The sequence below is a fragment of the Scytonema sp. PCC 10023 genome (genome assembly GCF_963920835.1).
In the GTDB taxonomy this organism is placed as follows: domain Bacteria; phylum Cyanobacteriota; class Cyanobacteriia; order Cyanobacteriales; family Nostocaceae; genus Kalymmatonema.
Genome location: NZ_CAWUDP010000031.1, coordinates 53,060 through 73,614, shown reverse-complemented (window position 1 = coordinate 73,614; position 20,555 = coordinate 53,060). Strand labels below are relative to the sequence as shown.

15 protein-coding genes, 1 other RNA gene, 1 pseudogene and 1 CRISPR repeat array are annotated in these 20,555 nt (G+C 44.0%); of the genes and pseudogenes, 11 read left to right on the top strand and 6 right to left on the bottom strand.

Annotated elements, in window-relative coordinates:
• Nucleotides 1-172: 172 nt before the first annotated feature.
• Nucleotides 173-490 carry a thioredoxin gene (trxA, locus tag ACM0OZ_RS19765; RefSeq protein WP_414584548.1) on the bottom strand — a complete coding sequence of 106 codons (318 nt, stop codon included), beginning with the start codon at nucleotides 488-490 and terminating at the stop codon, nucleotides 173-175.
• A 142-nt stretch (nucleotides 491-632) separates the two neighbouring features.
• Between trxA and fabG the strand changes: the two genes are divergently transcribed.
• Complete coding sequence (gene fabG, locus ACM0OZ_RS19760) at nucleotides 633-1,397, top strand: 3-oxoacyl-[acyl-carrier-protein] reductase (protein WP_414584525.1); 765 nt, start codon at nucleotides 633-635, stop codon at nucleotides 1,395-1,397.
• 82 nt (nucleotides 1,398-1,479) lie between these two features.
• Here fabG and ACM0OZ_RS19755 read toward each other — a convergent pair whose 3' ends face one another.
• Nucleotides 1,480-2,559, bottom strand: coding sequence for an MraY family glycosyltransferase (locus ACM0OZ_RS19755; protein ID WP_073636084.1), 1,080 nt, complete (start codon nucleotides 2,557-2,559; stop codon nucleotides 1,480-1,482).
• A gap of 536 nt (nucleotides 2,560-3,095) precedes the next feature.
• Here ACM0OZ_RS19755 and groL point away from each other — a divergent pair.
• The 3 genes from groL to ACM0OZ_RS19740 all read left to right on the top strand — a co-directional run bounded on the left by groL (nucleotide 3,096) and on the right by ACM0OZ_RS19740 (nucleotide 5,601).
• On the top strand, nucleotides 3,096-4,760 hold the full coding sequence (groL, locus tag ACM0OZ_RS19750) for a chaperonin GroEL (protein WP_414584524.1): 1,665 nt from the start codon (nucleotides 3,096-3,098) through the stop codon (nucleotides 4,758-4,760).
• 197 nt (nucleotides 4,761-4,957) lie between these two features.
• Nucleotides 4,958-5,200, top strand: coding sequence for a hypothetical protein (locus tag ACM0OZ_RS19745; RefSeq protein WP_414584523.1), 243 nt, complete (start codon nucleotides 4,958-4,960; stop codon nucleotides 5,198-5,200).
• Nucleotides 5,197-5,601 (top strand): type II toxin-antitoxin system VapC family toxin, encoded by a 405-nt coding sequence (locus ACM0OZ_RS19740; RefSeq protein WP_414584522.1) that lies wholly within the window; start codon nucleotides 5,197-5,199, stop codon nucleotides 5,599-5,601. Before ACM0OZ_RS19745 ends, ACM0OZ_RS19740 begins: the two co-directional genes overlap by 4 nt.
• 72 nt (nucleotides 5,602-5,673) lie before the next feature.
• A CRISPR array of direct repeats spans nucleotides 5,674-7,601; the repeat unit is 36 nt; unit sequence GTTTCCGTCCCCTTGCGGGGAGATGGTTTTGTAAAG.
• A gap of 260 nt (nucleotides 7,602-7,861) precedes the next feature.
• Here the strand turns inward: ACM0OZ_RS19740 and ACM0OZ_RS19735 are convergent.
• The 3 genes and pseudogenes from ACM0OZ_RS19735 to ACM0OZ_RS19725 all read right to left on the bottom strand — a co-directional run bounded on the left by ACM0OZ_RS19735 (nucleotide 7,862) and on the right by ACM0OZ_RS19725 (nucleotide 10,176).
• Entirely contained in the window at nucleotides 7,862-8,500 is a 639-nt protein-coding gene (locus ACM0OZ_RS19735) for a response regulator (protein WP_414584521.1), read from the bottom strand.
• 182 nt (nucleotides 8,501-8,682) lie between these two features.
• A pseudogene (locus ACM0OZ_RS19730) lies at nucleotides 8,683-8,814 on the bottom strand (glycosyltransferase); the annotation flags it as partial.
• Nucleotides 8,815-8,985: 171 nt separating this feature from the next.
• Nucleotides 8,986-10,176, bottom strand: a complete 1,191-nt coding sequence (locus ACM0OZ_RS19725; protein ID WP_414584520.1) for a sensor histidine kinase — start codon at nucleotides 10,174-10,176, stop codon at nucleotides 8,986-8,988.
• A 729-nt stretch (nucleotides 10,177-10,905) separates the two neighbouring features.
• Between ACM0OZ_RS19725 and corA the strand changes: the two genes are divergently transcribed.
• The 6 genes from corA to ACM0OZ_RS19695 all read left to right on the top strand — a co-directional run bounded on the left by corA (nucleotide 10,906) and on the right by ACM0OZ_RS19695 (nucleotide 17,489).
• Nucleotides 10,906-12,060, top strand: a complete 1,155-nt coding sequence (gene corA, locus ACM0OZ_RS19720) for a magnesium/cobalt transporter CorA (RefSeq protein WP_414584519.1) — start codon at nucleotides 10,906-10,908, stop codon at nucleotides 12,058-12,060.
• A 56-nt stretch (nucleotides 12,061-12,116) separates the two neighbouring features.
• Complete coding sequence (locus tag ACM0OZ_RS19715; RefSeq protein ID WP_414584518.1) at nucleotides 12,117-12,827, top strand: hypothetical protein; 711 nt, start codon at nucleotides 12,117-12,119, stop codon at nucleotides 12,825-12,827.
• Between the two features lie 49 nt (nucleotides 12,828-12,876).
• Nucleotides 12,877-13,336, top strand: an RNA gene (gene rnpB / locus ACM0OZ_RS19710) — RNase P RNA component class A.
• Between the two features lie 343 nt (nucleotides 13,337-13,679).
• Nucleotides 13,680-14,399 (top strand): ribonuclease III, encoded by a 720-nt coding sequence (rnc, locus tag ACM0OZ_RS19705; RefSeq protein ID WP_414584517.1) that lies wholly within the window; start codon nucleotides 13,680-13,682, stop codon nucleotides 14,397-14,399.
• A 532-nt stretch (nucleotides 14,400-14,931) separates the two neighbouring features.
• Nucleotides 14,932-16,017, top strand: a complete 1,086-nt coding sequence (locus ACM0OZ_RS19700; protein ID WP_414584516.1) for an RNA-guided endonuclease InsQ/TnpB family protein — start codon at nucleotides 14,932-14,934, stop codon at nucleotides 16,015-16,017.
• Nucleotides 16,018-16,259: 242 nt separating this feature from the next.
• Nucleotides 16,260-17,489 carry a Gfo/Idh/MocA family protein gene (locus tag ACM0OZ_RS19695; protein WP_414584515.1) on the top strand — a complete coding sequence of 410 codons (1,230 nt, stop codon included), beginning with the start codon at nucleotides 16,260-16,262 and terminating at the stop codon, nucleotides 17,487-17,489.
• Between the two features lie 7 nt (nucleotides 17,490-17,496).
• Here the strand turns inward: ACM0OZ_RS19695 and ACM0OZ_RS19690 are convergent, their stop codons facing one another.
• The gene (locus ACM0OZ_RS19690) at nucleotides 17,497-19,527 is read right to left on the bottom strand and encodes an ATP-binding protein (RefSeq protein WP_414584514.1); all 2,031 of its coding nucleotides are present in this window, start codon (nucleotides 19,525-19,527) and stop codon (nucleotides 17,497-17,499) included.
• A gap of 300 nt (nucleotides 19,528-19,827) precedes the next feature.
• Here ACM0OZ_RS19690 and ACM0OZ_RS19685 point away from each other — a divergent pair, with 300 nt between their 5' ends.
• The gene (locus tag ACM0OZ_RS19685; protein ID WP_414584513.1) at nucleotides 19,828-20,520 is read left to right on the top strand and encodes a RibD family protein; all 693 of its coding nucleotides are present in this window, start codon (nucleotides 19,828-19,830) and stop codon (nucleotides 20,518-20,520) included.
• The last annotated feature ends 35 nt before the right edge of the window (nucleotides 20,521-20,555 follow it).

The following is a 20,555-nucleotide window of genomic DNA, read 5'->3' as shown; positions in this document are numbered from 1 at the left end:
CCAATTGAAGAAGAATTCAGAATTCAGAAGTCAGAATCAATTCGATGGGGATTGAGACCCCAACCAATTGTAGACACCGTGTAGACGGTGGGGATTTAAACCCCTTTACTCATCCGCCAGTCGCACAGAAGTTCATTCTGACTTCTGGCTCCTGACTTCTGAGTTCTTTTTGTTAAATTAATGTTGTCAAATGTTGCACTAACTGTGGTGCTTGCACCACACCCTCAATTCGCTCCACTGGCTGACCCTGCTTAAATAGTACCAGCGTTGGTAGAGCATAAATTTCATACTGAGATGCTAATTGTGGGTACTTCTCAGTATCAATTTTGACAACTCGTATGCGTCCTTGAAGTTGAGCGTTGACTTGGTCTAAAATTGGACTCATCATGTGACAAGGTCCACACCAGTCAGCGTAAAAATCCACCAATACAGGTACATCAGAACCAGACAGCATCTCTTCAAAGCTGTTGAATTGTTTTTTCGTACTCATGTGATACGCACCAGTTTTGTATTGTTTGTTTTCAATAGTAGTTCCCAAGAGCATTTATCTGTGTCATCTCCTAGATTGTTTTTATTGTTGGCGCACAATCACCCTATGATCATTAGCGCAATGACACTAAAGAGGAATATTCATGGAACTATTGCCAGAAGATTTGCAGAGTTTGCGCGGACAGGTTGCTATTGTCACGGGTGCTTCAAGGGGAATTGGGCGAGCGATCGCACTAGAATTAGCCAAACTGGGAGCAAACGTAGTTGTCAATTATGCCAGTTCTAGCAATGCAGCCGAAGAGCTCGTCGATACAATTACAAAAGCCGGAGGAAGTGCTATTGCACTGCAAGCTGACGTTTCTCAAGCCGATCAGGTAGAAGCGCTAGTTAACACGGTGATGGAAAAGTTGAATCGCGTGGATATCTTGGTCAACAATGCAGGTATAACTCGCGACACGCTTCTTTTACGAATGAAACCAGAAGACTGGCAAGCCGTGATTGACCTCAATCTCACTGGTGTGTTTTTATGCACTCGTGCTGCTAGTAAAATCATGCTCAAGCAACGTTCGGGACGGATTATCAACATTACCTCCGTTGCTGGACAAATGGGCAACCCCGGACAAGCCAATTACAGTGCCGCTAAAGCAGGTGTCATTGGGTTCACCAAAACCATTGCCAAAGAATTTGCCTCTCGTGGCATCACCGTTAACGCCGTCGCTCCTGGTTTCATCGCCACTGACATGACAAGCAATACCAAAGCTGAAGAGATTCTTAAGTATATCCCTCTTGGTCGCTACGGTCAACCAGAAGAAGTCGCTGGGATGGTGCGCTTCCTCGCCGCTGACCCCGCTGCTGCTTACATCACCGGACAAGTGTTTAACGTTGATGGCGGAATGGTCATGGCGTAGCCGAAGAGTACGGGGAGTAGGGGAAGTAGTGGAAGAAAATACTTCCTCATCCCCCTCATCCTCCTCATCCTCCTCATCCTCCTCAGGCTGCTCGTATCCTTTGCAAAACAATGAAGCCCAAAAAGCAGATGATCCCTATGGTAGTGATAAGCATCTGTATCAAGGTCATGTTTTGTAGTCTCATCGCCAGCAAGTTACAAATCAAGGTAATTGACCAAAGAGTCAGCGCGGCGTGGCGTTGAGAGAAGCCCCAAGCTAGTAAGCGGTGGTGCAGGTGGTCTTTCCCAGGGGTGCTGAGAGGATTTTTGCCCGCCATAAGCCGCCGAACAAACACTTGAGTCGTGTCGAGTACTGGTAACAGCAAAAACAGAACCGGTGCTACTAAAGAGACAGCGGTGGGTGCTTGGAGGTTACCTAAAATACTCGTAGCAGCTAGCACATAACCGAAAAAGTAGGCTCCGGCATCACCCATAATGATGCGCGAAGGGTGGAAGTTGTGGCGCAAGAAGCCCAACGCCGCACCAGCCAAAGCTGCTAGAACTAACGTTGCTGCCGCACGATTAGGAACTTGAGCGGAAACAGCTAACAAGCTCATGGCGGTGATAAAGCTGACTCCTCCCGCCAAACCATCCATACCATCCATTAAGTTGACAGCATTAGTAATTCCTACTACCCACAGTACTGTTAGTAATACTGATAATGTAGAGTCAATGGGAGTACCAAAAGAAACTTCAATAGTGATACGATTAGCAACCAGCAACAGAGCCGTGAGAACCTGAATTAACAATCGAACCAGAGGGGGTAAACCAAATTGGTCGTCGATAAAGCCCACAAGAACAAGTATCGAACCCCCTAGAAGAATCGTCTGTACTTCAGCCAGTACCCTTTCGAGTTCGATAGGTCGTAAGAGACTAGCTAGTACCACTGCGGCAATCACTCCTGCATAAATAGCCAGACCCCCTGCATTAGGCAAAGGTTCTCGGTTGAGACGTCGCGCGTTAGGTTGGTCAGCCCAACCAACACGCAAGGCAAATTTGCGGACTGCCGGAATCAAACGCCAAGTTACACTACAAGCTAAAAGGAACGTAAATACTACTGCCAACCAGCCGGAACCGCTAGGGTCAGCAATACCAAGGGACCGAAGGGAGCTGTATATGTTCATCTCCCGATTTAACTATGATTGCCAATGTGCATAAGCATCAACTGTATATTAATCATTTTTTTCCTAACTATTTGTAACCTTATAAAAAGTTGCTTCTAATATAGAGTCATTCCGGAGGAAAGAATATCGAGGGTAGGGGGAAAGGCAGCCTTCATCCTGTCAACAATCACGCTCAAACACCCAATTTACCGTCGTTTTAGACCCCCCAACCCCCGAACCCTTGAGGGCTAAAATTTTATTTTCCCTGAAAACCGGGGGAATTAAGGAGAGCGAAAAATGCTCAAATGCTTGTGAGTAATGCCTTTTGGCTTAAGTTGACACCAATGGGCAGCCTTGCGCCGTTAGGGGAATAGGGTATAGGGTAAAGAAATTATTTTTTTATTTTGTACTTGGAATTTTGAATTGTCACCCGCCCTACACCCCAAACCCTAAAATCATTTCTTAGAATCCAAGTTGGTATGAATAAGTTGAAGTCATTAGCACTCAGCGGTCAAGAGTGCTAAATTGTCTATTGGAAGCGCTAGAGAACACCAAACATGGCAAAAATTGTTTCATTTAATGAAGATTCGCGCCGGGCGTTAGAACGAGGCATTAATGCTCTTGCTGATGCCGTGAAAATTACCTTAGGACCAAAAGGTCGCAATGTTCTGTTAGAGAAAAAATTTGGTGCACCCCAAATTGTCAACGATGGTATCACCGTTGCCAAAGAAATTGAACTCGAAGACCCTTTAGAAAACACTGGCGCAAAACTCGTCCAGGAAGTGGCGTCGAAAACCAAAGATGTGGCTGGAGATGGCACCACCACTGCGACTGTGTTGGCGCAGGCGTTGATCAAAGAAGGTTTGAAGAATGTCGCCGCAGGTAGCAACCCGATTGCCCTGAAGCGGGGAATCGACAAAACCGTCGAGGCGTTGGTGCAGGAAATTGCAGCAGTGGCAAAGCCAGTAGAAGGTGCGGCGATCGCCCAAGTTGCCACAGTCAGCGCGGGTAACGACGAAGAAGTCGGCAGAATGCTGGCTGAGGCGATGGACAAAGTCACCAAAGACGGTGTAATCACCGTTGAAGAATCCAAGTCTCTGACAACGGATTTAGAAGTTGTTGAGGGGATGCAGATAGACAGGGGTTACATCTCCCCCTACTTCATCACCAACAACGATCGCTTGACTGTAGAATTTGAAAATGCCCGCATTCTGATTACCGATAAGAAAATCAGCAACATCCAAGATTTAATTCCAGTTTTGGAAAAAGTCGCCCGTTCCGGTCAACCTTTGCTGGTTATCGCCGAAGATGTGGAAGGGGAAGCTTTGGCAACTTTGGTTGTGAACAAAGCGCGGGGAGTGCTGAATGTCGCCGCCATTAAAGCCCCTGGGTTTGGCGATCGCCGCAAAGCATTGTTGCAAGACATTGCCATTCTCACCAACGGACAGCTGATTTCCGAAGAAATTGGTTTAAGCTTAGATACCGCTTCTTTGGAAACCCTGGGAACTGCCCGGAAAATCACGATTGACAAAGAAAACACCACCATCGTCGCTGCTGGTGACTCCACAAAAGCAGACGTGGAAAAGCGAATTGGTCAAATTCGCAGACAACTCGAAGAAAGCGATTCAGAATACGATAGAGAAAAACTGCAAGAACGCATCGCCAAGCTGGCTGGTGGAGTTGCGGTGATTAAAGTGGGTGCGGCAACAGAAACCGAACTCAAAGACCGCAAACTGCGGATTGAAGACGCCCTCAACGCTACCAAAGCGGCTGTGGAAGAAGGTATCGTTCCTGGTGGTGGAACAACCTTGATTCACTTGTCCAAAAAGGTGCAAGAGGTGAAAAACAGTCTTAACGCCGAAGAACAGATTGGCGCTGATATTGTAGCGCGATCGCTCGAAGCCCCATTGCGTCAAATCGCAGACAATGCTGGTGCTGAAGGTTCTGTGATTGTCGCCAGAGTGCGAGAGAGTGATTTCAACGTTGGCTACAACGCTGCTACTGGCGAATTTGAGGACTTGATTGCTGCTGGAATCATCGACCCCGCAAAAGTCGTGCGTTCAGCTTTGCAAAACGCTGCTTCTATTGCTGGAATGGTTTTAACCACCGAAGCGATCGTCGTTGAAAAACCAGAGAAGAAACCTGCTGGCGGTGCGCCTGACATGGGCGGCATGGGCGGCATGGGTGGCATGGGTGGCATGGGCGGCATGGGCATGATGTAGTCCCGGTTTGCCATTGTTTGCCATTTTGTAGTCCAGTAGGGTGGCAGTAGCCACCCTACTTTACAGTTCTTGTGGGGTGGACATCTTGTCCGCCCTGTATTTATAGCAGCAGTTCTCAATTAAGTGCAATACAAGTTTTTAATGCTCGTCAATAATAAGTCTTGAATTTACTAAATTATCAGAGGTAGGTAGTAAGGATGAATGCAGAACAAGAATTATTAACAAAATGGCGTTCCCTTCCACAAGACAAGCAAGAGGAAGTTTTAGATTTTGTCGAATTTCTTTACGTTAAAAACTCTGTTAATAAAGCCTCGTTGGGAGAACGTTTACGGCAGATTCGCTCTAGAATTGTTGCTGATGGTGAACCTTTATTAAGTCGAGATGAAATAGAAAAAGAAATTGCTAGTCGTCGTGGAGGATTACAGGAAACTGACACATGAAGATAACTTTTATTGATTCTGGAGTGCTAGTAACTGCAGCGCGTGGTGTGGGAGAAGATTCAGAGAAAGCTTTGGAATTTTTAGCAGATTCAAGCCGCGAATTTGCTTCAAGCGAATTTATCAAAATGGAGGTAATACCTAAAGCAATTTACAATCGAAAAACGGCAGAAGCTGAATTTTATCAATCATTCTTTGGTGCTGTTACTTACTGGGCTAACGATATAGAAAAAGTAATACAAGAGGCTTACCAAATTGCTGCTCAGTATGGTTTAGCAGCTATGGACGCGCTTCATGTAGCTGCGGCGTTGTCAGTTGCTGCAGAGGAATTTGTAACAACTGAGAAAAAAACAAAGCCTATGTTTAGAGTATCTAGTCTTAAAATAATTTCTATTTTTGATTAATATTTTATTGTCGCTATTCTAGAGCAATGTCTAAAGGATAAAAGAAAACACTCCTCCTGAAAACTACCAAGAGTTTCCGTCCCCTTGCGGGGAGATGGTTTTGTAAAGCTTTTTCTTTTTTCCCTTTTTAGGGGTGAAAACCAGGAGTTTCCGTCCCCTTGCGGGGAGATGGTTTTGTAAAGGAAAATACTTCCGAAGAAGCTAAATGGGCTATAAGAGTTTCCGTCCCCTTGCGGGGAGATGGTTTTGTAAAGAATACTGGTAAGTGGTAGATCCTATTATCTTCCCACGTTTCCGTCCCCTTGCGGGGAGATGGTTTTGTAAAGCATTAGCTTTTATTTTCCAGATCAGGCAGATATTGTTTCCGTCCCCTTGCGGGGAGATGGTTTTGTAAAGAATCCACAGGGATACTGGAACGCGAGAGTTGTGTGGAAGAGTTTCCGTCCCCTTGCGGGGAGATGGTTTTGTAAAGTGAAAGGGGAAGTCTAGTTTACGATGTAGAGAAGGGTTTCCGTCCCCTTGCGGGGAGATAGTTTTGTAAAGGCGGTGCTTTCGCCGTTGGCTTGCCAGAAGGAAAAGGTTTCCGTCCCCTTGCGGGGAGATGGTTTTGTAAAGGATTATTTTGTTGGAAACTAAAAGCGAACAAATATCTCGTTTCCGTCCCCTTGCGGGGAGATGATTTTGTAAAGGTGCCTACAAGCAAGCTTCCGTCGAAGATGCTAAGTTTCCGTCCCCTTGCGGGGAGATGGTTTTGTAAAGCTGACTTGGCATTAGCTATAACAGCAGTAGGAAAAATAATGTTTCCGTCCCCTTGCGGGGAGATGGTTTTGTAAAGTTGCTATCATCGCCATGGGCGCAACTATCACAATAGTTTCCGTCCCCTTGCGGGGAGATGGTTTTGTAAAGAATTTTTGCGTTTTTCCAGCTGCTCGAAACTTTATCGTTTCCGTCCCCTTGCGGGGAGATGGTTTTGTAAAGGTTAGTTACCTTTCATGTACACCATTACTAGGTAAAAACTTTATCGTTTCCGTCCCCTTGCGGGGAGATGGTTTTGTAAAGCATCAAAGATGTTTTTTGCTTTTGTTTGGAGGATTATTAGTTTCCGTCCCCTTGCGGGGAGATGGTTTTGTAAAGTTCAGAACTTAGTGTCGCTAGTTGTTTACCTGGAAGGGTTTCCGTCCCCTTGCGGGGAGATGGTTTTGTAAAGCTGCACCCGCAGCTACCGTAATAGCGCAAGTACAGAATGTTTCCGTCCCCTTGCGGGGAGATGGTTTTGTAAAGTGAAAAACCAACTAGACAAACAAGGGGTCAATAGCGTTTCCGTCCCCTTGCGGGGAGATGGTTTTGTAAAGGCAATAAAAACATTGCTGATGCTAACGCGGCTGCAAGTTTCCGTCCCCTTGCGGGGAGATGGTTTTGTAAAGTACTGCTTTTGTTGTTGGTTTTTGCGGTATCTCTTCAGCGTTTCCGTCCCCTTGCGGGGAGATGGTTTTGTAAAGACAAGATAAAAATTAGGATTAACTTGATCTTTATCGTTTCCGTCCCCTTGCGGGGAGATGGTTTTGTAAAGATGCTAAGACATCGCAAGAGGAAGTGATTGGACGCGTTTCCGTCCCCTTGCGGGGAGATGGTTTTGTAAAGAGCTCAGATAAAAATTCAGATAAATCAAACTACAACGTTTCCGTCCCCTTGCGGGGAGATGGTTTTGTAAAGTTGTTCAGGGTTCAGTCAACCCAGATGAATACTACGGTTTCCGTCCCCTTGCGGGGAGATGGTTTTGTAAAGGTCAAAGGAGGATAATTCTTTAGAGCCTATTCATGAGTTTCCGTCCCCTTGCGGGGAGATGGTTTTGTAAAGGAAAGCAAAATCCTACTGGCTAAACCAAACAAACTAGTTTCCGTCCCCTTGCGGGGAGATGGTTTTGTAAAGGAGGAGAAAAAGAAAGAGAAAAACATAGTATTCTTGTTTCCGTCCCCTTGCGGGGAGATGGTTTTGTAAAGAGTTCGCTCAGGAGACCTTACTGGGAGCGGCTTTCAAGCGCCAAATCGACACCACTTTTTTTATTGTCAATAAACTGGCTTTTGTTGCGACTAGACTTTCGTTTTGTCGTCCAAAACCCTTACTACAAGAGCAATCGACACCAGTCAACGAGATTATGCGGTTTTCAAGGATCGGGAGAGTGGTGTCGATGAGTTTCAACACACCTCTTTAAAACTAGAATGTGTTAGCCCTACTTGTCAAGTTTGTGACCAAGCCAATACTAAATTGCCAAATTTTCCTTCGCCCACAAAGCAGCTTGAGTACGATCGCGTAACCCCAACCGTCCCAAAATTTGCGTTACGTAGTTTTTCACCGTCCCTTCAGTCAGATGCAGCGTTTGGGAAATTTCCCGATTATTTTTACCTTCAGCAATCAGAGTCAAAACTTCTAATTCGCGTTCACTAAAACGTTGCTGTGGGGTATTTGGCTTCACAGCACCCGGAGGACGCAACTGAGCAAAGACTTTCGGCGCAATAGTCGGACCAAGTTGACAATGTCCTTGATCGAGAGTGCGAATTGCCGTTGCGAGTTGTGCGGAAGGTGTACTTTTAAGAAGATAGCCGAGTGCGCCTGCTTGTAGTGATTGCCAGATATACTCGTCTTCGTCAAAGGTAGTTAGCACAAGAATTCTAATCCAAGGAAAGGATTGATGAATTTCACGAGTTGCTACAACCCCGTCACACACAGGCATTCGCACATCCATGAGAATGACATCTGGTTGTAGGGTGTGGGTAAGAGCGATCGCTTCTTTCCCATGACTCGCTTGTCCAACGATTTCCAAATCCTCTTCTAACGCCAGCAAGGAGGCTAATCCTTGGCGAAAGAGTGGTTGGTCATCTACAAGCAATAATCGAATCATCTTAAGTAATTTTAGATTTTCGTTTTGGATTTTAATTTTAAATTTACTTGGCACGCTCGTTTTGACTTTGCCCAAGCCTAAAGGCAGGGCATTCACTCTTGAGTTCTGCCGTATTTCTTAGCTATTTTACTGTCGGGCGAAACGTATATCAGTTAGGGTAACAAAAAATAGGTGTCCAACCTAACAATAATCTCAATATTTTTATACGTTTGTTGTACAACACTTGCGATCGCTTGTATAAGATAATTTGGGCGATTATAAGTTGGGATAATAACGCTAACTAGAGAGTGTTGCGAATCAAGATTTAGCGACATAGTCTTAAGTGGATGGAAGTGTCGCTTATCATTGTCGTAGCTTAAATTGTTGATGTTCTGAGATTTACCGAAAATTCGCAAAACTTTTACAAACTTGAAAGCAAAAACTCCCTTTTTTGACCTAGCAACCTCGCGCGCCGCATGGCGGGTGGGGAATGGGAGCATGCGGAGTTAAAGTGGAATTATGGCTTGAATTTGAGTTCCCTCACCAAGACTACTCTTAATCTTTAGTTCCCCTCCCAAAATGTGAACTCTCTCCTGCATTCCTCGCAGTCCAAAACCTGTGTGAGGTGCGCTGGCTTCAAAGCCTTGTCCATTATCAGTTAGTTTTAGAATAATCGCATTGGGTGTTTGATAACCTTTGAGACTGACAACACTAGCGGAGGCGTGTTTTTGAATATTCGTTAGTCCTTCCTGCACAATACAATAAAGTTGGTGGCTAGTTTGAACAGGTAATTGCGGAAGTTTCACATCGAGCTGAATGACAAATGCTTGGTTTCGTCCAACTTGTTCCACCAAGGTACTGAGCGCTTCATTAAGATTAAAATTAGTCTGTCGCATTGTTTGCACAGACCGCCTGACTTCAGATAAGCACTGATTGGTTAAATCTTTGGCAATATCCAAAGACTTTGCAGCTTGAATAGGATCGCGTTGGTACAATTTTTGAGCGAGTTCCAATTGCACATCCAATGTTGTCAGAGAATGTCCCAAAGAATCATGTATTTCACGAGCAATGCGAGTTCGTTCCAAAGTTGCAGCTAAGGTTTCTACCTGTTGGGTGAGAACCTCTGCTTTTTGTCTACTTTTTTGCTCTGCAATGATCACAAAGGCAAATAAAATAACAAAGGTACTAGCTGCTAAGTAGCTACTAGTGTCATTGATAATATTCCTGCTAATTGTAGAATTTACGTCATACAACCGAGCGATACGTTGAGTAATATGGGCACGCTCAAACTCAATGATTGAAGGTAAAGTGCAAAGCCGGACAACATTCCAAAGTATTCCAGTGGCGATCGCAGTTATGACTATTTCTTGACGCTTAAGTAAAAAGCAGGCTTTTGTTAGTACAAGATACAGTAACATATCTAGCCGCCAATTGACTGCTCTGGCAAACATGATTGGTAATATTTCTAATAATATATAAGCTCGTCTTTGCCAAATTGGGCGATTCATTGGCAATAGAAAACTTAATAAAGTCGATACACTCAAAGACGCAAAAATAACATAAGTCGGTATAAGTTGGGACGCATAAACATCTTTAGGGCGATTCACTATTATGAGGAAAAAGTAGACAACCAAAAGCGTCCACTCTACATATTGCAAAGTCCGACGGATAGAAGAAGTTGTGGCGATTGGATTCATTGGAGTCTATCGCGTGAAGTAACAGGGGAAATCAAAACATACAGCACATTGTTCGTGCATGAAGTACAATGTTCTTGTCTAAAAACCAGACATAAAGCCCTTTTTACAGATGACGGATGACGGATGACGGATGATTCTGCTGTATCTTGGGCAGGCTTGCCATCATGAAAACATAACATTTGTCATCAATACGCATGATTTTATATGAACTTTTTATACATTATAAGTAGAAAGATGACACTAGTACAGCAGGGCGTGAATAATACCGAATTGCGTTCATAGCTGCAATTACCCCCCGCCCCTCTCCGAGTTCGCACAGAGGGGCGCGGGGATGAGGTAATTAAGCTTAATGTCGTTTCAGATATTGTATTAAGATTTTTGAAGCAGTTTGTCTTGCAAGGGCAAACTGTTTTTTTGATAGTATTGCTAATTTATAGCGGTTCTCGGCTGTATTTAAGGTAGCTGTTGTGAGGTAGATATCTTATCTGCCTTTAACACAGCACAGACAAGACGCCCCTGTTATAAGAAAATCAGAACTGTCATGCATTCAATTGAAAAATGCACTACAGTACTACATAAAACTTTGATTGACTTGTAATTGTAAAATAACTGACAAATAATGAAAGAAATTAACCACGTTGTCCTCTCTCAAGACCAAAACTCAAGAGTCCGAAGTCTTTAACAAAGAACTTATGACGAATGACTAATGATTCAACCAGGTAAAAGTTCATGGTAAGAAAACACCGCCGCTCGCTTCAAGTCGTTCCTAAACCTTATAACGAAGATGACTTCTATCACCAACCAGGAACCATACCAGGAACCATCATTATTTCCACAGATGCTTCACCACCAACGATTACGTTGATTGACTATCATGCCAGCGATGTCATTCGCAAAGAACTAAAGACCCCGGAAGAGTGTGCCTCGTATCTAGATACGGAATCTGTTTCTTGGGTGGAAGTGCAAGGTTTAGGCAATGAAGACATTTTGCGACGCCTGGGAAAGGTGTTTGATTTACATCCTTTGGTTTTAGAAGATATTGTCAATGTGGCAGAGCGTCCAAAAATAGAGGAATATGAAGGTCATTTGGTGATTATTTGCCGAATGGTTGTGCCAAAGGAAAGAAGATATGGATTTTATAGTGAGCAAGTGAGTTTGGTGTTGGGGAAACATTATTTACTTACAGTACAAGAGGAACCAGAACATGATTGTTTGGAAGGAGTGCGAGTGCGAATTTGCAACAACAAAGGCACTATCCGTAAGCGCAAAGCAGATTATTTAGCTTACGCTTTGTTAGATGCAATTGTCGATGGCTTTTTTCCAGTTTTAGAGCGTTACGGTGAGCGAATTGAAGAGTTAGAGGAAGAAGTCATAGTAAACCCCACCCGGCAAACACTACAAAAAATTTATCACGTTAGGCGAGAATTACTGCAGCTGCGTCGCTACATCTGGCCCCAACGCGATGCAATTAATTCTCTGATTCGCGATGGCAATGAACTTATCAGTGAGGAGGTGCGAATTTACCTGCGGGATTGTTACGACCATACAGTGCAAGTGATGGATATGGTAGAAACTTACCGGGAACTTGCATCAGGGTTGATGGATGTTTATCTTTCGGCAGTAGGTAACAGGATGAATGAAATCATGAAGTTTTTGACGGTGATGTCGTCAATTTTTATTCCGCTCACTTTTATTGCTGGAATTTATGGGATGAACTTCAATACTGAAAAATCGCCATATAATATGCCAGAACTCAATTGGCATTGGGGTTATTTTATGTGTTTAGGATTGATGGCTGCGATCGCATTTATTTTGATCTTCATTTTCTGGCGACGGGGCTGGTTCCAAAATTTTTCAAAAATTAATCCTGATTCCAAAACTTGAGAGGATCAGTAAGTTGAGTAACCACGCATTAGTACAGGGAGTTAATATACAAAGTTATGAGAACTGGCGACAACAATTTAGTTATTTTGACGCTTTATATAATTGGCATTACTTACACCTTTAACCAAATGGTGGAATCAATCGATGAACAAGTAAAGATTGATTTCAAGAAAGCATCTGTAGACCAACAACTGAAAGAACAAAATCTCCAAGACACAATTGGGATTAGTTTTGGGGGACTGGCAAAGACGTACCCAATTGACAAACCGCAATCTTTGTCGATTAACATTCAAAATAAATCCCAGGATTTAGCAATATACGTTGATTGGGACAACTGTGCTTTTGAAGAATTTGACGGAACCTCCAAGCGAGTCATTCGGATGTCACCAGACATAACCCGTGACTTAGGCGTATTTCAAACTCCCAGTCTGATTGTCCCTGGTAAAACACTGAAAGAATCAGTTTCATCTGAAAGTGTTTTCCAGTTTGATAAGTTATCTGGAACATATACAGCAACGAAAAACTCGGTGGCTAACGTCCTCAAATGGAAAACAAGCCCCCTCAAGGCACAAAAAAAACAATTTAATGAGTTTATAACCAGAAAACGCACCTTTGAGTTTTCGCTAGATTTAGTGTTTCGATTAGCTGAAACAAATGTGGGTGTCGCTCAGGGTAGCAAAGCCCCTCCCCTATGCATTGTCAAATGTCCTTTCACCGTTAGGAAACTACCTTGGACATATGCCTTGCCTTGGAATAAGATGCGGTAAACCAGAACTACTGGTTTGGTCATTCAAAGACTACACTGGATATTAGGAGAGAGTAGGCGCAGGCGGTTGCAGACCAGTTCGTTGAAGCTGGTTTGAGGAAAGTCCGGGCTCCCGAAAGACCAAACCTGCTGGGTAACGCCCAGTGCGAGCGATCGCGAGGATAGTGCCACAGAAAGATACCGCCAAAATCAGTGAACAGTTATCAGTAAACAGTAAACAGGGAATACCTGATAACTGATAACTGATACCTGATAACTGAAAAAGGTAAGGGTGCAAAGGTGCGGTAAGAGCGCACCAGCACGACCGAGAGGTCGTGGCTCGGTAAACCCCGGTTGGGAGCAAGGTCACAAGGAACTACGGTTGGTCTTTTACCAGTTCCGTCATAAGAGCCGCTTGAGGCGTCTGGTAACAGACGTCCCAGATAGATAACTGCCCTCTATATGTAGAAACGTAGTATGCTACATTTCTACAAAAGAGAACAGAACCCGGCTTACGTTCCGACTCTCTCCCTCTTTTTGTCCTTTGTTATTTGTCGTTAGTCGTTTGTTCATGAACAATGACTAATGACCCTTCGGGTATCTCCTGAGCCCTTCGGGCACGGCTTGAGGCCGAACGGAGACGCTGAGTCGCAAAGCGACACGCTGCGCGAACGCGTATGCCTTCGGCACGCTTTGCGCTTACGCCAGTCGCCGTGAGAGCGGGAAACCCTCCTGCATAGCGCTGGCTCACTGATGACTAATGAACGCCGCTTGCACGCCCCTCGGGGAAACCACGGCAGTCGCCTCGGTCGGGAAACCCTCCAAAAGGCACTACCTCCCCAAGGGCGGAGTGGCTCCTGATGACTAATAACTAATGAGCATCGCTTATCCACGCCGTCAACGGCAACTCGAAAGCTTAGTCAGAAAATTTGGTCTGCCAGCAGACGCAGCTATAAAGTGGGAACTGCTGGACTTAGCGCTGACTCATCCTACTGTCTCCGAGTCGGCAAATTATGAACATCTGGAGTTTGTCGGCGATGCAGTCGTGCGATTAGTGGCAGCCATTGTATTATGGGAAACCTATCCCAATTGCCCAGTCGGAGATTTTGCCGCAATTCGTTCTGTGTTGGTGAGCGATCGCATGCTCGCCCAATTAGCAAGAGAATACGGCTTGGAGCTATACTTACTGGTTGCTGGCAGTGCAACCGCTGATAAAGTTGGTCAGGAGTCACGACTGGCAGATGCCTTTGAAGCAGTCTTAGGTGCGCTTTATTTGAGTACAAACAATCTCGAACTCATCCGCTCTTGGCTAGACCCTCACTTTAAACAACTTGCAGCAGAAATTCGCCTCGATCCAGCTAGATTTAACTATAAAGCCGCTCTACAAGAATGGACTCAAGCAAAGTATAAAGTTTTACCAGAATATCGAGTGGTGGAAATCAATCAACCCCAGCACAATCAAGAGCGTTTTCTTGCTGAAGTGTGGTTGCACGAACAAAAGCTAGGTGAAGGAAAGGGACGCTCGATCAAAGCTGCGGAACAAGCTGCCGCAAAAGTAGCTTTTTTAGCAGTTGACACTCAGGAAAAATCCTGATATTAAACGGTGAAGGGGACTGGGGATTAGGGATTAAGGATTGGGGACCCTTGTTAAAAATCGAAAAATTATGTCCGGGGCAACAAAGCCCGGATCTAATGTGTGGAAATTTTTCCCCAACAACCGTCACGAGACAGGGAGTGCTTAATTCATGAGGGCAGTGCGGTGGACGGGTTCCCTGGCATAAAGCAACTGCCCGTCCCGCCGTCCCAACACCGTAATCTTTGATTACGGTGTGGGACTCCTTGCGGGGTATGAAACTGTAAGTTACTTTCTAGACAAAACTACCCATTGCTACTCAATTTTGGGTAGCTTTCTGGTGTTTGTTCGGTTCATTTGTGGTTTTCAACACTTACTATATAGTCATAAAATTGGCATAATATGACTATATAGACAAAAATATTATGCCACAAAGAGATCGATGGTTGAAAGTACTGCTAACTCAGCAGGAGCTAGACAAACTTGAAGCTTATGCTGAGAGTCAAGGATGGAACAAATCACAGGCGCTTAGAGAATGGATTAAACAATTACCATGTTGCTCGGATTCAAGACCGAATTAAAAATGAATAAAGCGCAACGCATTGCATTCATGAAACATTGCGGTGTAGCGCGTCATGCTTGGAATTGGGGTCTAGGATTGACAAAACAAATCCTTGATCATAACAAAGCCAATCCTGACTCCAAGATTAAATTTCCTACTGCTATCGACTTGCACAAATGGCTTGTAGCACTAGTGAAATCTGAAAATGAATGGTATTACGAATGTTCTAAATCCACGCCACAACAAGCATTAATGGCATTGCGTGAGGCATGGAAGCGCTGTTTTAACAAAACTGCAGGCGTTCCTAAGTTTAAGAAGAAAGGCAAGCGTGACTCTTTCACATTGGAAGGTACAGTCAAAATTTTAGGCAGTAACAAGATTCAAGTGCCTGTGATTGGTATACTCAAAACCTATGAGAGACTACCACAGGTATTAACTAAATCTACCACAATTAGCCGACAAGCTGATAGATGGTTTATTAGTTTTCGATTTGACGTAGAAGTCCAAGATTTAGGCAACACAGGTATTGTGGGCGTTGATCTTGGTGTTAAAAGCCTTGCCACATTGTCTACTGGCGAGGTGGTATTAGGCGCAAAGTCTTACAAGAAATATGAAGACAAACTCAGTAGGATGCAGTGGTTGAACCGCCATAAAGTTCTCGGTTCAAACAACTGGAAGAAAGCGCAGATGCAGATAGTTAGGCTGCACAGGAAGATAGCCAATATCCGCAAGGACACATTACACAAATTAACCACAATGCTTGCCAAGAGCCACGGCACGATTGTGATTGAGGATTTAAATGTGTCTGGAATGATGGCTAATCATAAACTGGCTGCATCTATTGCTGATATGAGCTTTTTTGAGTTCCGTCGTCAGTTGACTTACAAGTGTGAACTGTCTGGTTCCAAGCTGGTTGTGGTTGACCGATGGTTTCCAAGCTCTAAGACTTGCTCTAACTGTGGAACCAAGAAACAAACACTCACGTTGAATGAGCGAGTGTTTGAATGTGGTCACTGTGGTTTCACAATCGACCGTGACTTAAACGCTGCAATGAATTTGAGCAAAGCTGTCAGTTAGACAGTGATAGCCTGTGGACTGGTTGATGCCGACATCTCCAGGTTGAAACAGGAAGTAAAGGAAATCTCAAGCAAATCAATTGGTACAAGTTATCTTTGCCGAGAATTGTCCAGTTTTGGTTAGCTTTGGGTAGACTTTATGTAACGGTTAGTTGAAAATCTGTTAATTGTCCTTTGTCATTTGTTAATAACTAATGACGAATGACGAATGACTAATGACGAATGACTAATAACTAATGACTAATGACTAAGAAAATTAAAATTGCTGTTGTTGGCGTTGGACGTTGGGGCGTACATTTGCTACGGAATTTTTTGGAACATCCGCAAGCTGAGGTAGTAGCGGTCATAGACCCGAACTCACAACGTCTAGCAGAGGTGAAACAGCAGCATCACTTAGATGACAAGGTACTACTGACAAGCGAGTGGCACTCGATACAGCAAGTAACGGATTTAGAAGCAGTAGTTATTGCTACTCCTGCTAGCACGCATTACTCCTTAATTACTGACGCCTTGCATTGGGGTTACCACGTTTTAGCAGAAAAGCCTTTAACTCTCAACTCAGCAGAATGTCGAGAACTGTGCCTGCTTGCAGAAAAACAGCAACGACAACTGATAGTTGACCACACCTACTTATTTCACCCAGTCGTTGAACGAGGGAAAGCTGTCGTTCAGACGAGTCAATTAGGTGATTTACGCTACGGATACGCTACCCGTACCCATTTAGGACCAGTCCGCCAAGATGTTGATGCGCTGTGGGACTTAGCCATTCACGATATTGCCATTTTCAATTTTTGGCTAAATCAGATACCTGTGAAAGTGCAAGCAACGGGTACGGTGTGGCTGCAACCGGGAGCAGGTACTGGGGACTGGGGACTGGGGACTGGGGACTGGGTAGGTAGTAATTCCCCCTCATCTCCCTCATCTCCCTCATCTCCCTCATCTCCCTCATCCCCCTCATCTCCCTCACTCCCTCACTCCCTCACTCCCTCATCTCCCTCATCCCCCTCATCCCCCTCATCCCCCTCATCTCCCTCATCCTCCTCACCTCAAAACCAAGGATTAGCCGACTTAATCTGGGCGACGCTGACTTATCCGAATAACTTTCAAGCGTACATTCACCTGTGTTGGCTTAATCCCGATAAACAACGACGGCTTGGAGTTGTCGGAAGCCTAGGTAGTCTGATTTTTGATGAAATGTCTCCCACATCACCTTTGACGCTACTACATGGTGAGTTTGAACGTCAAGAAAACCGATTTATTCCTGTGAATCAAAGGCAACAAGTGCTGGAAATAGAAACAGGCGAACCTTTACGGCGGGTGTGCAATCACTTTATGACCTGTGTGCTTGACAATACTCCCTCACAGGTTTCATCTGGCTGGGTAGGAACGCAGTTAGTACAAATTCTTGCTGCTTTGACAGAATCTCTCAATAACGGCGGCAAACCCGTTTTTCTTGATGCAAATGAGCCCTGAAATTCTACTATTTTGCATTTTGGATATTCAATTTTGAATTCTTTAACTCTTTGTTCACAGAAGATGGGAAACGGTTTTTTTTCAGAGCAACTTCTTCTGCTGTTTGCTTCATTCCTCTTGCTGCTTGATCTCCAGAGGAAATGCTGAGATTTCCTGAATTTTCTTGCCTTCCTGAACCAGGTAACAATGAGGCATCAATTAAAGGCAAAGTAATGGTCACTGTTGTGCCTTGGCTAAGACCTGCACTCTTGAGAGTGATGGTACCTCCCATAAGTTCAATTAAGTTTCGTGAAATTGCAAGTCCCAGTCCTGTACCACCAAACTTACGTGAAGTTGAATCCTCCACCATCACGAAAGGACGAAAGAGTTTTTGCTGTTGAGCCGGATCAATCCCTAGCCCTGTATCTGTAACAGAGACAAGAACTTCAGATTTATCATGACTACGTTGAATGTCTGTAGAAATTGTAATGCTTCCCTCATCAGTAAACTTAGTTGCATTACCGATGACATTAATAAGCACTTGTTTGAGCTTTGCGGCATCAGCATTAACTGGAATTGACTCATTCAACTGAGGAATATTCAACTGCAAGCCTTTTTGTTGAACATTCACTGATTGTATATTAATAACTTCTTTAAGGACTTGTCGAAGGTCAATAGGTTGCAAGACGACTGAGAGCTTGCCTGCTTCTATTCTGGAAATGTCAAGTAAATCATTAATAATGCCTAACAGGTGAATAGCTGTATCATCGGCACGCTTGAGAAACTCTAATTCTTCTTCGCGGTCATCGCACATACCATCTCTAACCAGACGAACGCAATTAATGATAATATTTAGCGGGTTTCTCAACTCATGGGAAGTCGTAGCTAAAAAATGGCTTTTTACCTGGTTGGCGGCTTTTGCTTCTTTCCATGCTATTTCTAATTCTTCTGCCCAAGCTTTCAATCGCTCAACCATTTGTTCGAGTGCTTGCGCCAATTGGTTAAACTCTCTAATTTTAAAGTTGTGAGGAATCGGTTCTGCTGATTGATTTAAATGAAGATTTATAGCGTAGTCTCGCAATTGTTCTACAGGACGTGCTAAGTAACGAGCTAAATACAGCGACGCCAAAACACTTGCGCCAATCAAGCCAGATGTTAAAACAAGGAGGATGAGTTTGATTCCCCTAAGACCATACAAAGCATTCTCCAAAGGTGTAACGGCTATAATAACCCATTGTTTCTGTTGTCCTTGTTTTATGGGACTGGGAATAGCAGTATAACCAGCAAGTAATTCTTTATCCTGATTTTCAAAAAAGAAATGGAGAAAATACTGCTTGCCTGCAAGAGCCGTTGTCACAATTTTTTTGAGTCGAGAAGCATCTCCATGTTGCTCGATATTAGTGCCAATACGGCTGGCAATTGGATGTGACAAAATTGTTCCATCATCAGCAATAACTATCGTAGAGCCTGTTAGCAAACCAGGCTTAGTTTTGATTTTTTCTTGTAGTATTGTTGTTCGGAAAATCAAGGCATAACGTAAACCTTCTATAGTATCATAGACAGGAGCAGAGAACAGTAATTGCAGTTGATTTCGTAAATCTCTCCTACCAGTTGTTCCTATCTTTGGTGGTAATGTTACCTCGACATTAACCCCATCACTGGGTATGGGAGATTTGAATTCACCGATGGGTTGCTCGCCGCAAGTACTGGCAACGATGTCACCACTTTGCGGCTTTGTCAGTTGAATGCAGTCTATTTGCCTTGGTAGTTGTCGTGCTAGCTGGTTGAGAAATCGTTGTATCTCACTACGTGAACCTGACTGGAGGACCGTTGTTTGACTTGCACTTAGTAAGTTGGTTTTTAAAGCAGCGCTTGCTTCTACAATCTTTTCCCCCTTGATGATGGCACTTTCTGTTAAATTTTGACGCGCAGTTTCTAGCAAGCTAGAGCGTGCGTTTTTATAGGCTACAATCTCCCCTATTAATAATACTGGAACCGACAAAAGCAAAATTTTCGATACTAAAATCCGACGAAATGATGATTGACGGGGTTTAGCCATCGGCTGTCTCTCTTGGTATGTGCCATCCAAAACAGCAACTCTAAGTAATTAGAGCAGCGAGTGTCATTGAGGAGCGAAAAATCCTTATTTCATCACCATATTAAAAATATAAAATACTTTAATATCGAAAAGAAGCCCAGGATACAAACACTCATAGAAAGTACCTGCTACGACCGTTGTTGCATATCTTGTTGCATATGAATATTAAAGATGAAATTGGGAGATGGGAGGTTTCCAGCATCACTATTTTTGAAAATTAATATTCTATACAAAAAACATAAAAAATAACAAACCTACCCAATGGTACAACACCGTCCTCATACTACTGTAGTTTTGGCGATGAGTGCAGATGGCAAGATAACAGATGTTAGGCGATCGCCAGCCCGGTTTGGCTCCAAAACTGATAAAGCACACCTGGAAGAGCAAATTGCCATAGCTGATGCTGTTTTATTCGGTGCTAGTACACTCCGCGCCTACGGTACGACACTAACCGTAACGCATCCACAACTGCTGCAACAACGAACTCAGGCAGGAAAGCCCCCCCAGCCAGTCCATATAGTAATTACACATTCTAGCAACCTGAATCCGGAAATGCGCTTCTTTCAGCAGCCAGTCAATCGTTGGTTGCTGACGACAACACAAGGAGTGCTTTTTTGGAAAGGACGCAGAGAATTTGAGCAAATTTTGGTTTTTGAAACACCAACAGCAAAAGTTGACATTCTTGCAGCCTTACAACATTTAACAACTTTGGGCATAAAACGCTTAGCTGTCTTGGGCGGTGGTGAATTAGTCGCTTCCATGCTGGAATTAGATTTAATCGATGAATTTTGGCTCACCATCTGTCCGTTGATTTTAGGCGGTTCTACCGCACCCACACCAGTAGAAGGTAGCGGATTTTTACCCGAGTTTGCTAAGCGTCTGCAACTTATGGAAGTTCACACCATAGAGATGGAAGTCTTTCTGCATTATCGGCTGCAACGACCGACAGATTAGATTACCCTAAATAAAGCTTGTGCTAAATTTTGTAT